Annotated in this window: 32 protein-coding genes; 30 read left to right on the forward strand and 2 right to left on the reverse strand. The window is 65.8% G+C overall.

From position 1 onward, the window contains the following. Nucleotides 1-73: 73 nt before the first annotated feature. Nucleotides 74-268 carry a DUF6011 domain-containing protein gene (locus tag ACFWYW_RS55710; RefSeq protein ID WP_379641400.1) on the forward strand — a complete coding sequence of 65 codons (195 nt, stop codon included), beginning with the start codon at nucleotides 74-76 and terminating at the stop codon, nucleotides 266-268. 569 nt (nucleotides 269-837) lie between these two features. On the opposite strand, the gene ACFWYW_RS55715 is transcribed toward ACFWYW_RS55710, so the two are convergent. After that, nucleotides 838-1,185, reverse strand: coding sequence for a hypothetical protein (locus tag ACFWYW_RS55715; RefSeq protein ID WP_379626070.1), 348 nt, complete (start codon nucleotides 1,183-1,185; stop codon nucleotides 838-840). Between the two features lie 232 nt (nucleotides 1,186-1,417). Between ACFWYW_RS55715 and ACFWYW_RS55720 the strand changes: the two genes are divergently transcribed. From ACFWYW_RS55720 to ACFWYW_RS55745, 6 genes are all read left to right on the forward strand, one after another. Then, on the forward strand, nucleotides 1,418-2,092 hold the full coding sequence (locus tag ACFWYW_RS55720) for a hypothetical protein (protein WP_379626068.1): 675 nt from the start codon (nucleotides 1,418-1,420) through the stop codon (nucleotides 2,090-2,092). Beyond that, nucleotides 2,089-2,364, forward strand: coding sequence for a hypothetical protein (locus ACFWYW_RS55725; protein ID WP_379626066.1), 276 nt, complete (start codon nucleotides 2,089-2,091; stop codon nucleotides 2,362-2,364). The genes ACFWYW_RS55720 and ACFWYW_RS55725 overlap by 4 nt, the downstream gene beginning before the upstream one ends. A 270-nt stretch (nucleotides 2,365-2,634) precedes the next feature. Continuing rightward, nucleotides 2,635-2,985, forward strand: coding sequence for a hypothetical protein (locus ACFWYW_RS55730; RefSeq protein WP_379626064.1), 351 nt, complete (start codon nucleotides 2,635-2,637; stop codon nucleotides 2,983-2,985). After that, on the forward strand, nucleotides 2,973-3,383 hold the full coding sequence (locus tag ACFWYW_RS55735) for a DUF6221 family protein (RefSeq protein ID WP_379626062.1): 411 nt from the start codon (nucleotides 2,973-2,975) through the stop codon (nucleotides 3,381-3,383). The genes ACFWYW_RS55730 and ACFWYW_RS55735 overlap by 13 nt, the downstream gene beginning before the upstream one ends. Continuing rightward, entirely contained in the window at nucleotides 3,380-3,595 is a 216-nt protein-coding gene (locus ACFWYW_RS55740; RefSeq protein ID WP_379626060.1) for a hypothetical protein, read from the forward strand. The genes ACFWYW_RS55735 and ACFWYW_RS55740 overlap by 4 nt, the downstream gene beginning before the upstream one ends. 161 nt (nucleotides 3,596-3,756) lie before the next feature. Then, nucleotides 3,757-3,969 carry a hypothetical protein gene (locus ACFWYW_RS55745; protein WP_379626058.1) on the forward strand — a complete coding sequence of 71 codons (213 nt, stop codon included), beginning with the start codon at nucleotides 3,757-3,759 and terminating at the stop codon, nucleotides 3,967-3,969. 182 nt (nucleotides 3,970-4,151) lie between these two features. Here ACFWYW_RS55745 and ACFWYW_RS55750 read toward each other — a convergent pair whose 3' ends face one another. After that, nucleotides 4,152-4,616, reverse strand: a complete 465-nt coding sequence (locus ACFWYW_RS55750; protein WP_379626056.1) for a hypothetical protein — start codon at nucleotides 4,614-4,616, stop codon at nucleotides 4,152-4,154. 76 nt (nucleotides 4,617-4,692) lie between these two features. On the opposite strand from ACFWYW_RS55750, the gene ACFWYW_RS55755 reads away from it, so the two are divergent. The 23 genes from ACFWYW_RS55755 (at nucleotide 4,693) to ACFWYW_RS55865 (ending at nucleotide 20,931) form a co-directional block, all read left to right on the forward strand. Then, the gene (locus ACFWYW_RS55755; protein WP_379626054.1) at nucleotides 4,693-4,986 is read left to right on the forward strand and encodes a hypothetical protein; all 294 of its coding nucleotides are present in this window, start codon (nucleotides 4,693-4,695) and stop codon (nucleotides 4,984-4,986) included. Between the two features lie 58 nt (nucleotides 4,987-5,044). After that, nucleotides 5,045-5,323, forward strand: coding sequence for a hypothetical protein (locus ACFWYW_RS55760; protein WP_379626052.1), 279 nt, complete (start codon nucleotides 5,045-5,047; stop codon nucleotides 5,321-5,323). Nucleotides 5,324-5,428: 105 nt separating this feature from the next. Further along, on the forward strand, nucleotides 5,429-5,848 hold the full coding sequence (locus ACFWYW_RS55765; RefSeq protein ID WP_379626050.1) for a hypothetical protein: 420 nt from the start codon (nucleotides 5,429-5,431) through the stop codon (nucleotides 5,846-5,848). A gap of 291 nt (nucleotides 5,849-6,139) precedes the next feature. Next, complete coding sequence (locus tag ACFWYW_RS55770) at nucleotides 6,140-6,385, forward strand: hypothetical protein (RefSeq protein WP_379626048.1); 246 nt, start codon at nucleotides 6,140-6,142, stop codon at nucleotides 6,383-6,385. After that, nucleotides 6,382-7,941, forward strand: coding sequence for a hypothetical protein (locus ACFWYW_RS55775; protein ID WP_379626046.1), 1,560 nt, complete (start codon nucleotides 6,382-6,384; stop codon nucleotides 7,939-7,941). The genes ACFWYW_RS55770 and ACFWYW_RS55775 overlap by 4 nt, the downstream gene beginning before the upstream one ends. A gap of 9 nt (nucleotides 7,942-7,950) precedes the next feature. Then, nucleotides 7,951-8,160: a hypothetical protein gene (locus tag ACFWYW_RS55780; protein ID WP_379626044.1), complete on the forward strand. Its 210-nt coding sequence runs from the start codon at nucleotides 7,951-7,953 to the stop codon at nucleotides 8,158-8,160. A 62-nt stretch (nucleotides 8,161-8,222) separates the two neighbouring features. Next, complete coding sequence (locus ACFWYW_RS55785) at nucleotides 8,223-9,548, forward strand: phage portal protein (protein ID WP_379626042.1); 1,326 nt, start codon at nucleotides 8,223-8,225, stop codon at nucleotides 9,546-9,548. Further along, on the forward strand, nucleotides 9,545-10,339 hold the full coding sequence (locus ACFWYW_RS55790) for an HK97 family phage prohead protease (protein ID WP_379626040.1): 795 nt from the start codon (nucleotides 9,545-9,547) through the stop codon (nucleotides 10,337-10,339). The genes ACFWYW_RS55785 and ACFWYW_RS55790 overlap by 4 nt, the downstream gene beginning before the upstream one ends. Further along, nucleotides 10,336-11,790 carry a phage major capsid protein gene (locus ACFWYW_RS55795; RefSeq protein ID WP_379626038.1) on the forward strand — a complete coding sequence of 485 codons (1,455 nt, stop codon included), beginning with the start codon at nucleotides 10,336-10,338 and terminating at the stop codon, nucleotides 11,788-11,790. Before ACFWYW_RS55790 ends, ACFWYW_RS55795 begins: the two co-directional genes overlap by 4 nt. An 89-nt stretch (nucleotides 11,791-11,879) precedes the next feature. After that, nucleotides 11,880-12,128: a hypothetical protein gene (locus tag ACFWYW_RS55800; protein ID WP_379626036.1), complete on the forward strand. Its 249-nt coding sequence runs from the start codon at nucleotides 11,880-11,882 to the stop codon at nucleotides 12,126-12,128. Between the two features lie 14 nt (nucleotides 12,129-12,142). Next, nucleotides 12,143-12,883, forward strand: a complete 741-nt coding sequence (locus ACFWYW_RS55805; protein ID WP_379626034.1) for a hypothetical protein — start codon at nucleotides 12,143-12,145, stop codon at nucleotides 12,881-12,883. Then, entirely contained in the window at nucleotides 12,880-13,146 is a 267-nt protein-coding gene (locus tag ACFWYW_RS55810; RefSeq protein ID WP_379626032.1) for a hypothetical protein, read from the forward strand. The genes ACFWYW_RS55805 and ACFWYW_RS55810 overlap by 4 nt, the downstream gene beginning before the upstream one ends. A gap of 17 nt (nucleotides 13,147-13,163) precedes the next feature. Then, nucleotides 13,164-13,862, forward strand: coding sequence for a hypothetical protein (locus ACFWYW_RS55815; protein WP_379626030.1), 699 nt, complete (start codon nucleotides 13,164-13,166; stop codon nucleotides 13,860-13,862). Then, nucleotides 13,859-14,416 (forward strand): hypothetical protein, encoded by a 558-nt coding sequence (locus ACFWYW_RS55820; RefSeq protein WP_379626027.1) that lies wholly within the window; start codon nucleotides 13,859-13,861, stop codon nucleotides 14,414-14,416. Before ACFWYW_RS55815 ends, ACFWYW_RS55820 begins: the two co-directional genes overlap by 4 nt. Further along, nucleotides 14,413-15,312, forward strand: a complete 900-nt coding sequence (locus ACFWYW_RS55825) for an NAD-dependent epimerase/dehydratase family protein (protein WP_379626025.1) — start codon at nucleotides 14,413-14,415, stop codon at nucleotides 15,310-15,312. The genes ACFWYW_RS55820 and ACFWYW_RS55825 overlap by 4 nt, the downstream gene beginning before the upstream one ends. Further along, entirely contained in the window at nucleotides 15,309-15,605 is a 297-nt protein-coding gene (locus ACFWYW_RS55830) for a hypothetical protein (RefSeq protein WP_379626023.1), read from the forward strand. The genes ACFWYW_RS55825 and ACFWYW_RS55830 overlap by 4 nt, the downstream gene beginning before the upstream one ends. A gap of 6 nt (nucleotides 15,606-15,611) precedes the next feature. Then, the gene (locus ACFWYW_RS55835) at nucleotides 15,612-16,082 is read left to right on the forward strand and encodes a hypothetical protein (protein ID WP_379626021.1); all 471 of its coding nucleotides are present in this window, start codon (nucleotides 15,612-15,614) and stop codon (nucleotides 16,080-16,082) included. Between the two features lie 493 nt (nucleotides 16,083-16,575). Beyond that, a complete protein-coding gene (locus tag ACFWYW_RS55840) occupies nucleotides 16,576-16,884 on the forward strand; it encodes an endonuclease VII domain-containing protein (RefSeq protein ID WP_379626019.1) in 309 nt (102 codons plus the stop codon). A gap of 63 nt (nucleotides 16,885-16,947) precedes the next feature. Beyond that, nucleotides 16,948-17,208, forward strand: coding sequence for a hypothetical protein (locus tag ACFWYW_RS55845; RefSeq protein WP_379626017.1), 261 nt, complete (start codon nucleotides 16,948-16,950; stop codon nucleotides 17,206-17,208). After that, nucleotides 17,208-17,711, forward strand: a complete 504-nt coding sequence (locus ACFWYW_RS55850; protein WP_379626015.1) for a hypothetical protein — start codon at nucleotides 17,208-17,210, stop codon at nucleotides 17,709-17,711. The genes ACFWYW_RS55845 and ACFWYW_RS55850 overlap by 1 nt, the downstream gene beginning before the upstream one ends. Before the next feature lie 9 nt (nucleotides 17,712-17,720). Then, nucleotides 17,721-19,625, forward strand: coding sequence for a LamG-like jellyroll fold domain-containing protein (locus ACFWYW_RS55855; RefSeq protein WP_379626013.1), 1,905 nt, complete (start codon nucleotides 17,721-17,723; stop codon nucleotides 19,623-19,625). Nucleotides 19,626-19,664: 39 nt separating this feature from the next. Continuing rightward, on the forward strand, nucleotides 19,665-20,462 hold the full coding sequence (locus ACFWYW_RS55860; protein WP_379626011.1) for a hypothetical protein: 798 nt from the start codon (nucleotides 19,665-19,667) through the stop codon (nucleotides 20,460-20,462). 10 nt (nucleotides 20,463-20,472) lie between these two features. After that, a complete protein-coding gene (locus ACFWYW_RS55865) occupies nucleotides 20,473-20,931 on the forward strand; it encodes a hypothetical protein (RefSeq protein ID WP_379626009.1) in 459 nt (152 codons plus the stop codon). The last annotated feature ends 175 nt before the right edge of the window (nucleotides 20,932-21,106 follow it).

Here is a 21,106-nt window from a genome sequence, read left to right on the forward strand (position 1 = left end):
ACTGGCCCGTCAACGGAGAAGGCACCTACGTCAAGAGGCTCTGGTGACTCTCCTCGACCTCGACCCTGCAGTTGTGGGGGAGACGCCCACAACTGGACGTTGCCGCTGCTGCCGCCACAAACTGGCCGACCCTGTGTCCCTCGCCTACGGGATCGGCCCGGACTGCCGGGAGCGTCTCGGCATCACCCGGCGCCGCCGTCTACGGCTGTCCCGGGTACGGCCGGGAGGAGACTGTCCAGGACAAGGCGACCTACTGGAGGAGACGTAACGCAATGAGCGTCGGCCACTTCTGCGTCCCGATGGCGGACCCCACCGAGGCGAGCCCGGAGACGTGGACCTGCCCCGAGTGCCGTGTCGTCTGGGAGCGCCGCATCGAGACTGGGACGTCGAACCAGCATCGGGACCGTACCTCCTGGTACCAGCCTCGAAGCAGCTGCGCGCGTTGCGAGCTGTGCCGCTGGAATCCGCAAGGAGATTGCCGGGATAGCGGACACCCTCATTGTCCTCACTGCCGCCACTGCCTCAATGAGCATGCCGCAATGGCTCCAGAGGCGATCGGTGGTGACGTGCCAGCAAGCATGATGTCCTGGCTGCTCCGGCAGATGGAGCTCAGCAGCACGATCACGGGAGCCGACCAGAGAGCCCACCTGGCTATCCTCAACGAGCATGCACCGTCCGGCATGGGCGTGTGTCGTCAATGCGCCACCGAGACGTTGCCAAACGAGGTCTTCACGTGGCCGTGTCCCACGGTTCGATTGATCGCCGCCACCTACCGAACCCAGCCCGGATATCGGCCCTTGTGGACTTTGGGGACAGACCGTCTGTAGTCCCACGCCCTCATCGAGTGACCTTGTACTTCTCAATCCCCTCCAGGTAGACGTCATCCACCTGCTTGATCCACCAGTGGGGCTTCCGAGGGATTCGGTGCAGCAGCACCCGTTCCAGGTGAGGTAGGCGCATCACGTCGGAGCCGCCGTCCAAATCCACCAGGTAGGCGCGCAGGGTCTCGGACGCGATCGGGTTGCCCCACGGATCCCGGCCGCGATGAATGCCGTCGGGAGCCTCGTAGACGGCGTGGACCGCGGTGACCGTCCAGTGCGACAACCGGTCATCGATCGGTACCACCCAGCCGCCAGGCCCTCCATCGTGAGGCCATTCGTCCAGCCGTACGTGCGTCAACTCCACGCACGGAGAATACGACCAGCACAAACGCGGCACTACGCTAGCCCCAAAAGGGAAGGGCGGCCTCCGCCAGAAGACCGCCCCCACTCACCCCTTGGGCCCCAACAGACCCCCCTCAACACGCACCAGCGTACGCCCAACGGGGGAGGACAGCGTGCCCATACACCCAGACACCTGCAACGGTCCCTGCTCCACCACCTACCGCAAAGCCTGGGCCGCCCACGAGCAGGCCATCATGGACCACGCCGACGCCGTAGACGCCTGGGTCGCAGCCGGGGAAGACGGCGACCCGCCGGCCGAACCCGAAGAGCCGACCATCACCCCGTGTCTCGGCGATCCGCTGTTCTGCTCAAAGGCCAAGTCGCTCATCAAGGTTGCCCTGGCAGACCTGGACTACCTCGCCGCGGAACTCGCTGCCCTCTCCGACGGTCACCGCGGCAGCCTTCCCGAGGGGCGCGTGTCCGGCACGCGGGGATCTGCAACGCCCTCCTCTATCGCCGAGCTGCTCGACGCGCTGTACGGCTTCCTCGCCGACGCAGAGGACGAATGGCGGGACACGTGGGGATTCGATCCCCGCACGGACCGCCTTCACCGCGGAGCCTCGCCGCGTTCTCGCCGTATCGCCTGGTTGTCAGGACAACTTGAAGGCATGCTCCGCCGCGAGGAGTACGTCGCATTTGGAAGGGGCGTCCTCAACTGGGAGGTCGTCCTCCGGGCGAAGCTCAAAGAGGACCCTGTGGGGACGCGGTCTCCGATCCGCTGCCCGCGTCCTGGCTGCTCCGAGCTGGGCCGTGTGGTCCGCCACCGGGAGGGCTACTGGCAGTGCGGAGCCTGCTCCACCATCCTGTCTGACGCGACCGAGCGGCAGCAGCGTCATGACCAGGGCGTCGAGCTGGAAGCCGCATCGTGATCAGCCGTATCTGGCGCGTGTACACCGACCCGTCATCCAGCCCGGCGGCGCTCGTCCTCAAGGGGTTGATCCCGGTTGAGATGGCGGGCTTCGTCTACCGGATGCTTGCCCGTGAGGGTTGGCCGACCCTCACTGGTTCGACCCTGGTGTCGGTGGTCCTGATGTGCATCATGCTGGGGATTGTCCGACAGCGAGACGAAGCACGTGCTGCCCTGACGACGTGGCAACCGGTAGAATGTAAGCCTTCCCGCGGGCGAAAATCCTCCTTCTGACCTGCGCTTTCCTCCGGCTCTGGAACGAGGCCGAGTGATCGTATCCCCTCCAAATCTCGGCACTCTCTACCGACGCCAGGACGGTGTCATTCTGTGGGTGCCGGACGTACTCCCCGTAGAGATCGAACCCGAAGACCAAGACCTGACCGTCCGCGAATGGCTGAGACTGGAGGCATCGTGAAGTCGAAGAGCAGCTGGAACGGCGGAGCTTTACCAGGCGTCGAGTGGCCGCCAGAACCTGTGCCCGCAGACCCTGAAGGTGCCAGAAGCATGATCATCGAACCGTTGCCTGCCCCGGACCGCTGCGTCAACTGCGGGGAAGTGTCCGCGATGCGGGAGATGATCTCCGAGGTGCTCGGCTACCCGCCAGAGCTGCGCTGTCGCTGCGAAACCCGCTTCGATCAGTGCGTACGCCAATCCACAGAAAACGATGGCTACTGCAATGGCTGCCGTGACGTACGACCGAACGGCGGCAGCCGAGAACACGTCATCGTCCTGATAGAGCACGACCGTGTGGCCAGCTTCGCCGCCACGCCCACCACATCGTGGTCGGATGCCCACTACTCGGTTGTGACCGCAGAGCAGATGGCGATAGCGGAGGACTTGCGATGGATGACCTGATCACCTTCCTCAGAGCGCGGCTCGACGAAGACGAGCAGGCGGCGCGCGATGCCAGCGCGGACGTATGGCGGAAGTCTGAGAGACCGTCCATCTGGGTGTCGTGCGAGGACGGGCCAGTGGCGCAGACGAAGTATTTCGAGGATGCGGCGCACATCGCACGCCACGACCCGGCCCGCGTACTCCGTGAGGTCGAGGCTAAGCGGCGCATGCTTGACCTGCATGCTCGTGACCACGCGTGTGTTGAACATGTGCGCGCTGGTGGCGACTCGGCACCCGGGACGATGATCTACGCCAACGACTGGTGGGTGGAATATCCGGGGCCGCCCTGCCTCGTCGTTCGCCTGCTCGCCCTGCCGTACTCCTACGACGCCGACTACAAGGCGGAGTGGAAGCCGTGAGCCTGATCTCACCACCTGTCCGGCCGCGAGCCCGCATCATCCACGCCTCCTGGGTCGAGGCGGTGTCCGCCGACAGCGTCGGCGGCGTCCGCATGTACTGGGTGTGCGAGTGCGGGCACGACGGCGTTGACGTAGTGGGCTCTCAGGGCGTCTGCCCCGGATGTCGCCGCCACGTCACGATTCCCGAGACCGAAACTGTCAGCGACACGTGACACAATCCACCGCGCGCCCAACTTGACCATGCCCTGACCTGCTGCGACACTACGTAATCAGAGTGGCATTTTGCGCCCTGAGCCCAACTAGTGGCCAGGGCGTTTTTGCATGTCAGGGGGCAAACATGCGGGCCGACCCAGTCACACTCAAGCAGGCGTCCGTGATCCTCCGACGCCCCTGGTCGTCCATCCGCGACTGGCCGAAACGCTACAACGCCCGCAAGCTGCGCGTCCCCGGCATCCTTGGCGAGCGCCCCGTCTACTACGACCTCGCAGACCTGGCCACGATCGAGAGCCACCTGCACAGAGGCGAGACGCCCCCCGCAACGCCCGAACTGAGAGACGCCCACCGCGCCCAGCACCAGGCAGCCTAGACACCTCTAGATTCCCGAAGACGCGCGCTTCCTTCCCCGAGAGCGCGCCGGGCTCCGCGGATCGCCCCCGTGACCGTGGAGCCCCACATTCCGTGCGGAGCTCATCAGTGCCACGTTTCCGCAGGTCGCATAAGTGCCACCTGCAGAAACGTGGCACCAAAGGAGTACGAAGACCGCGGCGCCTAGTCTCCGATGATCATCTCAATCGGAGCGCTCATCTGCGCCGCCGTGTACTGCAGTCGCCCTCGATTGGCGATCTGAACCCCGTAGAACGGCTCGTCGCCCGGGACCCCTGCAACCTCGAACGGGAACGTACAGCCGGCCTCTGCGAGTAGCCCGAACTGAAGTCGGCCAACACCGATCGTGCGGCCAGTTGCATCTGACACCACAACCTGAGCACCCTCAACCACGTCGGCGTACGTGCCGATACCGGTGCACCGCAGATTCTCGCTGATCTCCACCGTGTCGAACGTAGTCCGCACGACTAGGTTCCCCTTCACCACCACCGGCTCCGCTGAAAGCGACGAGACCGGAACCGGCGCCGAGGACGGAACAGCCGTGGTGCCCGGTGAGAGAACGAGAACAGACACGACCGCCACCGCGCCGACAGCCACCAATACGGCGGCTACAGCCAAGAGACCCTTCACGCGGGCATCGTCCTACCTCTCACAGGCGTGTACCAGACCCAGCAGACACAGCCGCCATCACGATTCGGAACGCGCCATGCCCCGCAGCCACGGACGTACCGGCTACCGCTGGCGCAAGGCCCGCGCCACCCTGATGCTCGAAGCCCCGGACGTGTGCTGGATCTGCGGCCACTCAGGCGGCGCGAACGAAGCAGACCACGACCCACCGCTCGCCAGACTGGAACTCCTCGGGCTCGACCCGTGCGACCCCAGATTCCTGCGCCGGGCACACGGCACCTGGTACCGCTGCCCCGTCTGCAACCGGGCCTGCAATCAATCCAAGGGGGACAAGGAACTACCCCCCGCCCCTCGCTCATCCCGTGCCTGGTGAAGCGCACATCCTCGCGATCTGCCTCTGACCGGAGTCTCAAGACTGCGACAATGGAACGATGAACGAGGCGCAGATGATCGACCATCGCGTTCATGACGAGGTCCACGATTGCATCCGCCCTAGTTGCGGCAAGCGCGCCCAGACTGCGTTCATCGCCCGCGAGCGCGGACGGTTCGCCGGGCAGGACATGAAGCCGGGCGACTGGATCGACCTGTGCGTCGACGACGCCGACGACGTCTACAACGCGCAGCACCAGACGTACGCCCAGCTGCCAGAGTGGCTGAAGGCGGATTCGAAGCGGGATCCACTCGATCAGCTTCTCGAAGACTTCGGATAATCCCCAGTCCCCTCGGAGATCAGGGTGCTGTACGTGGTGACCGGCCCACCAGCAGGGGGCAAGTCAACATGGGTCCGGGGGAGAGCAAAACCAGGGGACGTGGTCGTGGACTACGACCTCCTCGCAGGGGCTCTATCGGGGCCACGCCAGGGCGAAACCCACGGGCACCCCGAGGCGGTACGCCAGGTCGCCTACCGAGCCCGTACCGCAGCCATCCGCGAGGCGCTACGGCATACGGACAAGGTCGACGTCTACGTCATCCACTCCATGCCCAAGCCCGAGTGGCTGGCCATCTACGCCGAACACGGTGCAGAGATCGTCACCATCGACCCAGGCAGAGACGTGGTCATGCAGCGCATCGCAGCCGAACGACCAGCCACAGCCCGAGCCGTAGCCGCACGCTGGTACAACCAGACGAACAACGGGACCAGAGTGCAGGTCAGGGGTGGTATCCCCAAGGGTGGCAACGCCCACCCCCATCACCCCCAGTACACCCCACCACCCAGACCCTCCCGTCAGTGGTGACTTAGCGCTATCACCACGATGATTACGCAACGTAGCTGCGATCACATTCACTACGTTACGTGAAGTCGGACAGAACGGGACATCAGAACGTTAGCGCAGGTCAGATGGGGTAGGGGGCACCCCCATCACGCAACATGAAGATCAAGTGGGAGATCCGCGCCCGATCGCCGTTTTCTCTCCCCGCTACAAAAAGTAATCACCCCAAGATCGTCACCCCATGTGACCCGCCCCTAGGTAACGGTGCGTGAGGGGGATGTGATGACTCAGAGTAGTGGACCCTCGCAGCCGCTCGTGGCTGCGGTCGAGGAAGACTTGAAGCGGTGGGCCATCGATGCGAGAAGCGCTCTCGCTGCCAGCGCCCTGGACCTCGCGAACCGGTTAAGCGAGCCGGACATCAGGCCAGCGGCTGCGAGCATGCTCCACGCTCAATTGCGCGCGACGCTCACCGAGCTGGCGAAGATGGCGAAGCCCGAAGCGGCGAATGATCCGCTGGACGAGCTGCAGAAGCGGCGCGAGGCCCGCCGGCAGGGCGCGTGACTCTCCTCGGGGTCCAGACGCCGCGCATCGGCCTGATCCCGGAGTACGTCTCTTCGGCCGGTCAGGAAGCGATCGACCTGGCAGCTCAGGCGGGGCTGGTGCTGGACCCGTGGCAGAAGTACTGCCTGATCAACGGGCTGGGGGAGCGGGCGGACGGCCGGTGGGCGGCGTTCGAGTGCGGCATCGTCGTGTCCCGTCAAAACGGCAAGGGCGGCATCTTCGAGGCCAGGTGTCTCGCGGGGTTGTTCCTGTTCGGCGAGAAGCTGATTCTCTACAGCGCGCACGAGTTCAAGACCGCGACCGAGATGTTCCTGCGCATGAAGGCGCTGGTGGACAACACCGACGCGTTCCGTAAGCGGGTCAAGCGCATCCGGACGAGCCATGGCGACGAGGGCATCGAGCTTCTCGACGGCCGGCGCCTGAGGTTTGTGGCCAGGAGTACGGGCTCGGGCCGCGGCTTCTCGGGCGACGTGAACATCATGGACGAGGCGTTCAACCTGGCGGAGACCTCGGTGGACGCCCTGATGCCGACTATGTCGGCCCGCGACAATCCGCAGCTCTGGTACGGCTCCAGCGCGGCGGACAAGGCGATCGCTCCGTGTGAGCAGTTGGCCAGGGTGCGTCAGCGGGGTATCAAGGGCGACGACCCGAGCTTGTTCTACGCGGAGTGGTCGATCGATCCGCACACGAAGGAATGCGCTCGCGACGGCGACGGGATGGTCACTTGCACCGATCACGACAACCCGGACGCCCCGGAGAGCGTGGCCAAGGCCAACCCCGCGCTGGGCATCAGGATCTCGCTGGAGCACGTGATGCGCGAGCGGGCCTCGATGGGTGTGAAGGGGTATCTGCGCGAGCGGCTGGGTGTAGGTAACTGGCCGCTGAGCGAAGAGACTCAGTGGGAGGTCATCCCCGAGCCGACATGGCGGGCTCTGGCCGACGATGAGGTTCGCGACGCGGCCGGCGAAGTGATCCACCACGGGTCTGAGGCAGTCGGCAGGGTGGCGTTCGGGATCCACGTCAGCCCGGACCGGAGTTCGGCCGCCATAGCCACTGTGGGGCGGCGCGCGGACGGCCTGTACCACGTGGAGGTTGTGGACTACCGTCCTGGCACTCAGTGGGTGGCGGCTCGCGCCAAGCAGTTGGAGGAGCGGTGGCGCCCGTGCGCGTGGGTGGTCGATGCAGGCAGCCCGGCGGGGTCGTTGATCGCGGATCTGGACGCGGTTGACGTCGATCTGCCGGACGGCAAGCCGGGACGGCTGGAGATCACGAAACCGACGATGCAGCAGGTAGGCCACGGCTGGGGCCAGTTCATGGACGCGGTCATGCCGGAGCAGGGTGAACCCACACTCCGCTATCTGCCGCACCCTGCGCTGGACGTGGCGGTGGCTGGCGCAGCGACCAGGAAGCTCGGAGATAGCAAGGCGTGGGACAGCAAGGCCGCTGCTGTGGACATTTGCCCGCTGGTAGCCGCGACGCACGCGCTCTGGGGTTTCGCCACGAAGGGCCACATCGAGGAAGCGCCGCCGGTCATGCCGTTCGCGGTCTACGCGTAGGAGGATCACGTGGCGTTGACAGTCCCGCTTGACCGGATCACCGCTGAGGCGAGGCATGTCCGGTTTGGCCGCACGATGCTGACGGTTCTGGCTGGTGTGCTGTTCGGTCTCGGCTGGTGTGTCGCGAAGATTTTCTCCGGTGCCTGGTTCGCGATGGCGTGGACTGCGACTGCGGTGAAGGTCGGCTGGGTTGAGGCTCGCAAGGACTTGAGGCGCTGACCTTGGGCCTGTTGGAGCGGATCGCTGATGCGCGTGGGAGCCGGAGTCCGGCGCGCTCTTCGATGACCCTTGAGGAGTACATCAGCGCGCTTCAGTCGTACGCGTACGGCTCTGGGTTCGCTTACCCGGTCCAGCAGACGTTGGCTGGTCAACCAGTGGAGACCGCCGGCACGGACCTGGTCGGCTATGCACAGCAGGCGTATGCGGCGAACGGGCCCGTCTTCGCACTTCTCGCGGTCCGAATGGCGGTCTTCTCGTCGATTCGCTTCGCCTTCCAGGAGATGACGGGAGACCGGCCTGGCCGTCTTGGCTCCGGCCGCGGTTTGGCGCTTCTGGACCGTCCATGGGCGGGCGGCACCACACAGGACTTGCTCGTTCGGATGCTCCTCAACCGCGACCTTGCGGGCAACGCCTACGCCGTGCGGGCCGACGATGAGGTGGTTCTGCTCCGACCGGATTGGGTGCGGATCGTGCTGGAACCGCGGACCTTCGCGGGCGGCACGCTGGGCTACCGGCGGGTGGGCTACCTGTACGCCGAGGGCGGCCAGTTGGGCGACGAGAGCAAGGTCGTGGCCCTCCTGCCGGAGGAGGTATGCCACTTCGCTGCGGAGCCGGATCCGCTGGCCACCTACCGCGGCATGTCGTGGCTGACCCCGGTGATCCGGGAGATCATCAACGACAAGATGATGGGTCGCCATCAGACGGCGTTCTTCCAGAATGGCGCGACCCCGAACATGGTCGTCCGTCTGAACGCCGCGGTGGATTTTGACATGTTCAAGCGCTTCAAGGAGAGCTTCAACCTCGAACACCGAAGCGCTGAGAACGCCTACAAGACCTTGTTCCTAGGTGGCGGCGCCGATGTGACGGTGGTGGGGGCGGACTTCCAGCAGATGTCCTTCACCGCCGTTCAAGGCCGCGGCGAGACACGCCTGGCCGCCGCGGCTGGTGTGCCTGTCACGGTGGTGGGCTTCAGCGAAGGACTGCAAGGGAGCTCCCTCAACGCAGGGAACTACGGGCAGGCTCGGAGAAGGTTCGCGGACGGGACCATGCACCCACTCTGGAGGAACATCGCGGGCAGCCTCCAGCAGATCATTCCAGCACCCCGCGGCAAGCGGCTCTGGTACGACGCGCGAGACGTGCCATTCCTGCGCGAGGACGCCAAGGACATCGCGGAGATTCAGGGCCTCGAAGCATCGACGATCCGCCAACTCAACGACGCCGGCTACAAGCCCAAGTCGGTCGTGGCTGCGGTGACCGCGCAGGACTGGGACCTCCTGGAGCACAGCGGACTCTTCAGCGTGCAACTCCAAGCGCCAGGAACCGCGGCACCCACTCCGGACGAGGCCGATCCTGCCCCGGAGGCAGACAACGATCAAGGGGACGAATGATGGAAACCCTGCGCGAGCTCGACATCGTGCGCGCGGTGACGCCAGGGCGCGCAGGTGAAATCCGCGCCACCGAAGAGGGCGGCATGCCGACGATGGTCGTCCGCTTCTCGCGATTCGACGCCTGGTATGAGATCGACAGCTACTTCGAAGGCCGCTTCCTGGAGCGCACCGTTCGTGGCGCCTTCAAGAAGACGATCAACGAGAACCGGCAGAACATCAAGGTGCTGTTCGACCACGGCTACGACATGCAGATCGGCAACAAGGTCCTGGGGCCGATCGACAACCTCCGCGAGGAGGACGACTCCCCGGTCGGGGATGTGCCGCTGTTCGACACCTCCTACAACCGTGACCTGCTGCCCGGCCTGGAAGCCGGTGTGTACGGCTCCAGCTTCCGGTTCCGCGTCATCAAGGACGAGTGGAACGACGAGCCCGGCCGGTCTGAGTCCAACCCCGATGGCATCCCCGAGCGGACGATCAAAGAGGTCCGCCTGTTCGAGTTCGGGCCTGTCACCTTCCCGGCCAACCCGGACTCCACAGCCGGGGTTCGATGCCTGACCGACGCCTACTACGAGCGCCTCCGCAGCCGGGACCCGCACCGGGTCGAGGAGCTGATGGAGCGCGCCAGAGCACTCCGCACTCCCATCGTCGAAGCCGCCGCCGTCGGCACTTCGGATGAGGGAGCCGCACCTGACGCCGACGAGCCGGCCACGCGCCACTCGGACGGACTGACGCCTGCGCAACGGCGCCTGCGTCTGTACCCGTTCCTGACCATGGAAGGAGCCTCCTCATGACCATCGAGGAGCTTCGCGTGCGCATTGCCGAGATCGAGGCAGACATGCGCGGCATTCACGAGGCCGCCGGTGAAGCGGCTTTCGACGAGGACCAGCAGACTCGCTGGAGCGAGCTGGAGACAGAGCACACCGAGGTTGCGCGGCAGCGCGACGAGGCTGAGGCGGAGGAGCAGCGCGCTCAGGATGAGCTTCAGAGGCGCCGCGACTTCGTCCGCGACCTGGGTACCCGGTCGACGTCGCGTGTGGAGGATGGAGCACCTCGCGCCCCCGAGCACATGCGCCGCGTGGACCCGTGGGACGGCACCGAACTTCGCACGCTGTCGCGGGCAGAAGTCCGCGACAGGTCGATGAAGGTGCTGGAGGCGCGCGAGAACGTCCGTCACCTGGGCACCGGCCAAGTCGACAAGGTCGAGAAGCTGCTGCGCACCCGCAACGACGACACCGACGGCGGCAAGATCGGGCGCATGCTGCTCGCCTCGGAGTCCGAGGCTTACCGCAGCGCGTTCATGAAGGCCATGCACCACGCGCAGCCCGCCTTCACCGACGAAGAGGCCCGCGCGATCGACGAGTTCCGCGCCATGGCCGGCGGCACCGACGCTGCGGGCGGCTACGGCGTTCCCGTCCTCATCGACCCGACGATCATCCTGACGGCGCAGGGCTCCCTGAACCCGTTCCGGCGCCTGGCCCGGCAGGTCACGATCACCACGGACGAGTGGAAGGGTGTCTCCTCGGCGGGCGTCACCTGGTCTTACGACGCTGAGGGCTCCGCCGTGTCGGACGACTCGCCGACTCTGGCGCAGCCGACCGTGCCTGTGAACACGGCCCGCGGCTTCATCCCCTACTCGATCGAAGTCGGGATGGACTACCCCGGGTTCGCGGAGGAGATGTCCCGTCTCCTGATGGAGGGCTACGACGAACTGCAGGCGCGCGCGTTCGCGATCGGCTCCGGTTCGGGTGAGCCTCGCGGCATCATCACCGCTCTCGACGCCAACACCAACGTGGAGGTAGTGGTCACCACGGATGGCGCCTTCGGCGGTGTCGACATCAACAAGGTGTGGGGTGCCCTGCCGGACCGGTGGAAGCAGAACGCCACCTGGGTGATGAACCACGACGTCGGCAACGAGATCGCCAGCTTCGGCAACGGCAACAACCTGTCGTTCCTTACGGTCGACCTGACTGGCGTGATCGAGACGATCCGGCAGCGTCCGGTCGAGTTCGCCAGCTACTTCCCGGACTTCACCGGCACCACGGGCGCCAGCAACATCCTCGTGGTGGGCGACTGGCGCAACTACCTGATCGCCGACCGGGCTGGCATGACCGTCGAGCTCGTCCCGCACCTGTTCGACGTGACGTCGAACCGCCCAACCGGTCAGCGCGGCTGGTTCGCCGTGGCCCGCAACGGCGGCAACTCGGTCAATGACCTGGGCTTCCGCCTCCTCCAGAACGCTTAAGAACACATCAACCAACTTCCCGCCGGCCGTCTGGGTGGTCGGCTGGCGGGAACTCAACCACCCGCCACCACCCTTCCAGGAGGTAGATCATGGATGTCGTCATCGCGACCGACACCGTCAACGTCACCTGGCAAGGCCAGCGGTTGCACATCCCTCGCGGCAGCGCCTGGGACGCCTCCGACCCGATGGTCAAGGCGAATCCGGGCCTGTTCACCGCGGACGACCGGTTCGTGAACCGGACCGTGCCGCGCGAGGAAGCCGCCGAGCAGCCTGTCGAGCGTGCGACGGCGGCGCCCGGCGAGAAGAGCGCTGCGCGTCGGCCTCGGCCCGGCAAGTGAGCGCGCCCACCACCATGGCCGCACCGGAGGCGGAACACCACGTTGTGGACGGCAGCGTCTGCCTCGCCTACGTGCACGGCCATGAGGTTGCCTACTCGTGGCATCAGAGCGTCGTCGGCCTTCTCGGCCACGACCTGGCCGGTCAGCAGCGTGTTCTTCGCGGCGGCTACCTGGGGATGCGGTACGGCACGGGCGGCATCGTGGACGCGCGCAACGCGACGGTGCAGGAGTTTCTCTCTGGCGGCGGCGAGTGGCTGTTCTGGACAGACACTGACATGGGGTTCGCCCCGGACGCCCTCGACCGGCTGATCGAGAGCGCGCACCCGGTGGAGCGTCCGATCGTCGGAGCGTTGTGCTTCGCGCTGCAGGAGTATGAACTCGATGGGCTGGGCGGTCACCGCACCCGGCCTTGCCCGACCTTGTACAGGTGGGCGCAGGTCGGCGATGGCCGTTCCGGCTTCACCGCATGGCTGGACTACCCGCGCGAGCAGCTCGTCGAGGTGGCCGCGACCGGTTCGGCGTGCATCGTCATCCACCGCGATGTGCTCACGAAGATTGCCGAGCAGCACGGGCCGAACTGGTACTCCCGCATGGTGAACCCGACCACGAGCCAGATGATCAGCGAAGACCTGGCGTTCTGTGGTCGGGCTGCTGCTTGCGGCTTCCCGGTGTTCGTGGACACGCGAATCAAGACCACCCACCTCAAGCAGATCTGGGTGGGAGAGGACGCCTTCGCGCCGGAGGTGGCGCGATGAACTGGGGAGATATCGTCCTCACAGACGTTCCTGGCGGCGTCCGAGTCGATCGAGCCGACGAGACGTCAGCGATCAGCCTGGTTGTGCTGGCTCAAACCTGCTCACATTTCATACGGGTCGAGGACGACCGGATCACGATCGCCGACCAGGTCGTCTACCAGGTCACTGGCTACAGCTTCGAGAACAAGGCGCTGCTAGTCCGGCTTGTCGAGGACCGCCGCTCCTGCGCGTCAGGAGCAACTCCTGCGGCGGTGGGAGCATGACCTCTCAGAGTGAGGGCTTGGTCGTCATCGTGCCCTCGCGCGGACGCCCAACTGCAGCACTGGAACTCGCCGGGACCTTCCAAGCGACCTGCGCGCTGAACACTCGCCCCGTGTTCGCAGTCGACGCCGACGACCCGACCGCGGAGGACTACCAGGAGGTTGTCCGGCAGGGTCTCGGCTCGGTCATCGTGGCTGATCACACGTCCATGGTGGACGCGCTCAACCGTCGGGCTGCTGGGTACGCGAACCTCGAAGAAGACCTCCGTCCGACAGCGATCGGGTTCATGGGTGACGATCACCGGCCCAGGAGCGTCGGCTGGGATGCTGCCTACCTGGCGGTTCTGGCTGAACGCCCCGGGTTCGTGTACGGCAACGACCTCGTGCAGCGCGCCAACCTCCCCACGCAGATTGCGATCAGCACCAGCGTGGTCGCGGCTCTTGGACATATGGCGCCGGGATGCTTGACCCACCTGTACGTGGACAATTACTGGCGGCATCTCGGCCAGGCGGCGGGCTGTATCACCTACCTGCCGGACGTTGTGGTCGAGCACCTTCATCCGGTCGCTGGAACGGCTCCGGTCGATGACGGGTACCTGAGGGTGAACGCGCCTGAGATGTACGCGCGCGATCGTGCCGCGTTCCAGGCGTACATGGCCGAGCATGGGCAACGCGAGGTCCTGGCCGTGCGCGAGTCGTGCGTGGCGGTGGCGCGATGACGCGGAAGCGGCTGCGTCCGGCCCATACCGAGGACGAGCTCAAGGCGCTGTACAGGACGCCACACGACCACCGCCGGTGGCGGGATCACCATCTGCGGGTGGACGCGACCATCGCGGTGGCCCGCTGGATGGCCAGCGACGGCTTGGCCAGTGCGGCGGATTTGTCGTGCGGGAACGGCACAATACTGTCGGCGGTCCCTGCCGCCACAAGGCACTTCGGGGACTTCGCACCCGGATACGAGTTCCGCGGCCCGATTGAGCAGACGATCAACGAGTTGCCCAACGTCGACCTGTTCATCTGCAGCGAGACGATCGAGCACCTGGACGACCCCGACGCCGTGCTCCGACAGGTCCGTGACCGGGCCCGAATGCTGGTGCTGTCGACGCCGGTAGACGCCTGGAATGACACCAACTCTGAGCACTATTGGGCGTGGTCGCGGGAGGACGTCGAGGACATGCTCCAGGCGGCGGGCTGGCGGCTCCACTTCTACGGGACCGCTGACTTCCGAGACATGGGTCTGCCGTACTGCTTCGGCATCTGGGGTGTGCGTTGAGAGCCCTGGTCACCGGCTCGGCTGGGTTCGTCGGACGCCACATGGAGGCTGAGCTGCTGCGTCGCGGCTGGTCGGTCTGCGTGTGCGACATCGACGACTACGCGGGCGGCATCGATGCCCATGACATCTTCCGCGCGAGCATCGAGCAATATGACCTGGTGGTGCACGCTGCAGCGACGGCGCCCCATCGGCAGGCCATTGACTCGCAGCCCATGAACCTTGCACTCGACCTCGCTCTGGACGCGGCCATGTTCGAGTGGGCGGTACGCACCGGCCAGCGGCGCGTGCTGTACCTGTCGAGCAGTGCGGCATATCCGATCGACTACCAGGACGACTTTGCAGCCGCGAAGCCGCTCACGGAGGACATGATCCGGTTCGACCGGTACAACATCGGCACGCCCGACGCTGCCTACGGCTGGACCAAACTCACGGGCGAGCGCATGGCCGCCGCTGCGGCCCACGCCGGGCTCGCGGTCCATATCGTCAGGCCGTTCAGCGGATACGGCGAGGACCAGGGCGAGCAGTGGCCGTTCGGCGCGTTCGCCTCGCGGGCTGAGCGCCGCGAGAACCCGTTCACGATCTGGGGCGATGGCACCCAGGTCCGGGACTGGATCCACATCTCCGATGTCGTGGCCGGCGCCCTGGCCGTGGTCGACGCCGACGTCCGGGAGCCGGTCAACCTGTGCACTGGCGTCGGCACCAGCATGCGGGAACTCGCGGAGCTGATGTGCGCCGAGGCCGGATACAAGCCTGCGTTCGAGCTGCGCGGAGACGCTCCGGCGGGCGTGGCCTACCGGGTGGGGGATCCGGCGAGGCTCCTGTCCATCTACCAGCCTCGGGTGTCGCTAGCTGAGGGCGTGTGCCGTGCTCTCGCCCTGACGAAGGAGCCAGCGTGACAGTCCTGCTTCTGGAACGCCGCTGGGACTGCCCCAAGTGCCCGTCCAAAGCGGTCACCCGCGACGGCAAGACGCCGATGCACCCATGCCGCGGCGTCAAAGGGCTCATGATCCCGCTAGTCCCAGAAGGCACCCGCTGCAAGGTCGAGGCCGTGGAGCGTGGCGACTGGGTCGGCGAGGAACTTGTTCAGACGGACGCGGAAGGTCGGCCTGTGATGGCGGTCGTCACGACCCGCGACGACGGCCAGGACTGCACCGTGTACGCGCCGACGGCGCAAGGTGAGAAGGAGTAGAGGGCTGTGGCCTGGACAAACAGCAAGATTTTCCGGCAGTTCCTGGCCGATGCGGTCCTCAACGTCGCCGCATTCGACCTCGACAGCGACACCTTTAAGGCTGCGCTGTACAACAACTCGATCACCCCGGACAACGACGTCACGGCAGCCAACTCGGCCTTCAACGTGGGCCAGTGGGCTACTGCCAACGAGGTCAGCGAATCCGGGCAGTGGGCGTCGGGCGGTGTCGCTCTCACCTCCCCGACCATCAACGTGGGCACCGCCGACGTCGTGTTCTGGGATGCAGCAGACACTGCCTCGGGCTCGGCGGCCGACCTGGCGAACGTCTATGGATGCCTGGTCTATGACGACACTTTGACCACACCGGTGGCCGACCAGGGAATCTCCTACAACTACTTCGGAGGCGCGAATAGTGTGGTAAACGGCACCTTCACGATCGTCTGGCACAGCAACGGAATCTGGCGTATGACATTGTGATCATGCCGCCGTAAAATATGCTCCGATTGTGACGGAAACATGCTCCTTGGCGGAGTGCTCGCGCCCCGTGTACGCGAGGACTCTGTGCTCGCGCCACTATCAGAAGGCCCGCGCGCAAGGTTCCACCCCACCGTCCGAGGCGGTACGCAGGGCTTGCGAATTCTGCGGCGAGCTAATGACCAGACGAGTAAGCGCGCGAGCCAAGTTCTGCTCGCCTGCTTGCAAGGAGTCAGCTCGAACGGCAGCGCGGCAAGCGGCTACGAAGGCGGCCCTTCGTGGTCGACTCTGTCGCCAATGCGGCAATCCGGTCGACCACGCCAAGAAGGCCAAGGCGGTGTTCTGCTCGGCAGCGTGTTCGACCAAGAACCAGAATGACAAAAGGACGGCCGCTACGAAGGCGGCGAACCTGGCCAAACGGCAGCCATGCCGCAACTGCGGCGGTCGGATTCCGGACTCCGTCCGGTCGCACGCTCTGTACTGCTCGCGAGAATGCATGAGCAAGCACGTACGAGCGAGGAACTATGACAGCGATCGAGCGCGAGACCTTAACCGTCGCTACCACTACGGCATCACGACGGAAGAGTTCGACGAGATCTTCACCGCTCAGAGCGGCAAGTGTGCGATCTGTGGCACGACCGAATGGCCGGGCAAGCACAATCGGCCGCACGTTGATCACTGCCATAAGACGGGCAACGTTCGGGGCATTCTCTGCACCAACTGCAACCAAGGACTAGGGCGGTTTAGGGACCGTGTCGAGATCTTGGAAGCTGCGATCGCCTACCTGACCAACGCTGCTCGCTAGTCCGCGCAAACCAAGCCCCGGAACTCGCCTTCCGGGGCTTCTTCATGTCCCGAAGGGGGCGAAGTGGCTCTTCTCGACGCCACGGGCCGTGCCCGAGTCGCTGCCCAATGGATGCGTCAGAACCGCAGCGTGTGTGCGTTTACCAAGCCGGATCTGGCGGCGGCTGTGGCCGCGATCGACCAGTGGATCGAAGACAACCAAGCCAGCTTCAACAGTTTCCTTCCCCAGCCGTACCGGTCGCTGGCGACCACGACACAGAAGGCGGATCTGTTCTGCGAGGTGCTGATGCGGCGGGTGGGCCGCCATCGGGCTGAGGAGGACTAGTGGCCACGGTCAAGCTGCCTCTCAGCCCGGAAGAGCCCCAGATCGCCTCCTCGGGCTTTCCTCAGCCGGTGAAGGCGAACGGCACGAACTATCCCGTGTCTGGGCTGGCGTTCGACGCCTCCAGCACGGAGTCGGTGTATTTCAAGCGGCGCCTGGCCAATTATGGCAGCGGCAACATCACGCTCAATATCACTTGGTATGCCGACACCGCCTCGTCGGGTGTGGTCCGCTGGTCGGCGGCCATCGCATGCATCACCCCGAACACCGACTCGCAAGATCCGGAGACCAAGAGCTTCGCCACCGCGACGGACACCGATGACACCCACCTCGGTACCACGGGGCAGCGGGTGCATGGCCACGACATCGTCATCAGTAACCTGGACTCCGCTGCTGCGGGTGACGTTGCCTGGATTCGCCTGCAGCGGCTGGGCGGTCACGCGAACGACACCATGACCGGCGATGCGATCCTCACCGAGGCCGAACTCTCCTACAGCGACACGTAGGAGGCTCGGGTGAGTGTCCGCTTCGACGCCGACGGCGAGGACTACACCTCCAGCGTGAGCCTGGGATCGATCACTCAATTCTCGATCTCGCTCTGGGCCAACGTCAGGGTCAACCGGGGCACTTGGACGACTATTTTCTCGCTCGATAACGGCACCGGCAGCGTGTTGTGCATGCAGGCGCCGGCGGGCAACAATATGCGCGTTTTCGACCAGGCCGTCGATCTCGGCGCGCAGCAGTCCCTCACCGTAGACACCTGGTACCACATCGTCCTCATCCGCAATGGCACCGCAGGTGAATGGCGCATGCGGGCAGCTGGCGCCACCACCTACAGCGCAGCCACCTGGAACACAGGAGCAGGCTCCACTCTTGTCGCGAACACGCTGCGTTTGGGCGAGTCCCCGTGGACCGGCGAATGGTTCAACGGAAGTGTCTGCAACGTCAAGCTGTGGAGCGGCAACGTCCCTCTCGCCGATCTAGAGTCGGAAGGTAGCCAGTACCGGCCGAACCGCGTTACTGACTTGGTGGCCTGGTATCCATTGTTGGCGCCGGAGACGTCTGACTACAGCGGCAACGCGCGTACGCTATCCGGCGGCTCCGGGACTGCGGTGGACGACGGGCCACCGATCCTATGGGGCGGACCTCCACTGCAGCTGATCCTGCCTGCGGCGTCAGCAGGCACGACTGCGAACGCCGAAGCCGCGACTGCGGCCGGTAGTGCGGAATCCGCAGCTACGGCGGTTACCTCCGTGGCCGAGGGCGCAGGGGCGGTTGGCCAGGCGGAGACGCCATCAGCAGGTGTAGCAGCGTCGGCTGATGTGGCCGCGGCGACGGCCGCGGCGATCGACACGACCGTGCAGGTCGCAGCTTTAGTCGACGTTGCGGCGGGTTCGGCTGATGGCCAAGCACCTTCGGCAAGCATCACGGTTAGCAGCGACCCGGCTGCCTCTACCGCGACAGCCCAAGACGCCTCAGCCGTCGTGGGGACCCTGGCACTCGCAGACGTCGCACAAGCTGTCGCGGCTCCTGCCGATGCCTCGACAGCCGTGGCCGTCGGCGCAGATGTCGCTTCCGGAGGCGGGCAAGGCCAAGATGCATCCGCCTCCGTGTCCGCCACGCCAGACATCGCCACCACCGCCATCGCCGCGGAGCCGCCCGCGACCTCCCTAGCGCTCACTGCGGAGACGGCCAGCTCGACCGCTCTGGGAACCGATGCGGCAGGTGCCACCGCGGTCCTCGCGGCGGCCGGAGCCTCGACGGTGACGGCGACAGCAGCCGACCCTTCACCGTCTCTCGCACCAGCCGCAGACTCCGCGCAAGCCGGCGCCACAGCAGAGCAGCAGAGCACCTCCCTGTTGAGCTCCGCAGTTGAAGCCATCGCCACCGCCCACGCGCTGGACGCATCCGCCACCACCTCAGGCGGCGGAACAGCACCAGCCGAAGCAGCCGCTGCCGGTGCCGACGCCAACGACGCGAGCGTCGCGATCACAGTCGCAGCTCAACACGCGCTGATCACGGGGCAAGCGACCGACGCGTCCGCCGTATTGGCAGCCGAACCCGATGCAGCCACAGTCTCGGCGCTCGGCCTCGACTCTTCAGCCACCATCGCGGCCGAGGCTCCGGAAGCGCTGGCTATTGCTGAAGCGCTGGATGCGACGGTTACCACCGATACGGCGAGCCACGCGTTCGCGCAGGTAGCGACCGCATCGGCTGACGCGTTGGCTCCTGCGGCGGCGGTCGCCGTGCTCGCCGAGGCGGCCCTGATCGTCGCCATGGCCATGGATCCCGCGGTCCCGACGAGGTCTGGCCGCATGCACCCAAACACTCGACCTGCCCCCGCCATGGCAGGGGCCAGTCGAGGCGCTCCAAGCGTCTCTTCGTCGCCGCGCTCTACCTCGACGATGACGGGAGGGTAGGAGTTGTCCTTCGACCTTGGCGACCCAGTCCCGCTGTCCGTGACGATCACTGACGCTGCCGGCATCCCAGCGGACGCCACCTCCGTATCGGTCACGATCACCTTGCCGGACGGGACCACGGTCTCGTCCGGGGCGATCAGTTCGACGAGCGCGGGTGTCTACGACTACGACTACCTCACGCTCCAGGCTGGCCGGCACAACGTCCGCTGGCTGGCGACCGGTACAAACGCGAGCGCGTTCAGCGACGCCTTCGACGTAGATCCTGCCGACGGTGGAGCGTTTGTGTCCCTCCAGGATGCCCGCACCCATCTGAAGAAGACACCGGCAGAAGACGAGCAAGTCCGCGAGTACGTCGAAGCAGCCTGCCGGATGATCACCGACCGGATGGGGAGGGTCTCGCCGACGACCGAGGTCGCGGACTGCCCCGTCGTGAACGGTAGAGCGATCCTTCCACATAGACCCGTGATCGCGGTCAACTCGGTGGTGAACCTGCCCGGCGGCGCGGTGGTGGCCCAAGCTGATCCGATGGTGGGCACCGAGGGGTGGACGCTGGATTCACCCGAAGGTGTACTGACCGTCACCGGCTGGCACAGGCGCCTGCGAGTCACCTACCGGGCTGGACGCACACCGCTCCCTCCGAACTTCCGGCTGGCTGCACTGGAACTCATCACCCACCTATGGCGGGGCAGCCAGCACAACCAGGCAGGCGGGCGGCCAGGGCTGGGGGAGTCCGACGTGCTCACGGCCAGCGTGCGCCCATTCGCGATGCCGTACCGCGTCATGGAACTCCTGGGTTTGAAGAAGGACCAGGAGCGCGACGAACTGTTCGTCGGTTGAAAGGACATTGATGTCGACCATTCCGGCTGTTCTCGACGCCCTCGTCGCGGCTGCCGAGCGTGCTCTCCCGGACGTTCAGGTGCTGGATGGTGGGCCCACGGTCGAGGTGTGCGACGACGTGATCGCGATCGGCTACAGCGGCAGCACCGAGCCCGACGTCCGTTCGATCCTGACCCGCGAGCAACTCGACATGCAGCCGGACCTGGAGCGCTACGACGTCATGTGCATGGCGTCCGCCTGGCGCGGAGACGCGCACAACGACGGCCGACCCGATTCGAAGACCGTCCGTGATCGAGTGTTTCAACTGCTAGCCGGTCTCCGCGACGAGTTAGCCAGGGATCCGCAGCTGGGGGGCGTGGTGATGATGGCCCGCATGTCGACGATGGATGTGATGTTCCATCAGACCAAGGCCGGGCCGGTCTGTGAGGCGCGCTTCCAGGTGCACGTTGACGCGTTCTCGGTGGCGTGATGGCTGATTCCACAGATCCGTCGCAAGCGATCCGCCAGCTCGCAGCGGAGATCGGCGGCATCCCGAAGGAGTTGCGCCAGAAGTTGCGTCCAGCTCTGCGGGCCGCTGCCGAACCGGTCGTTCGAGACGCGCGGGCGCGAGCTTCTTGGTCGACGCGGATCCCGAGAGCGATCTC

Origin of the sequence: Nonomuraea sp. NPDC059023, assembly GCF_042740095.1 — a bacterium.
Lineage (GTDB): Bacteria > Actinomycetota > Actinomycetes > Streptosporangiales > Streptosporangiaceae > Nonomuraea.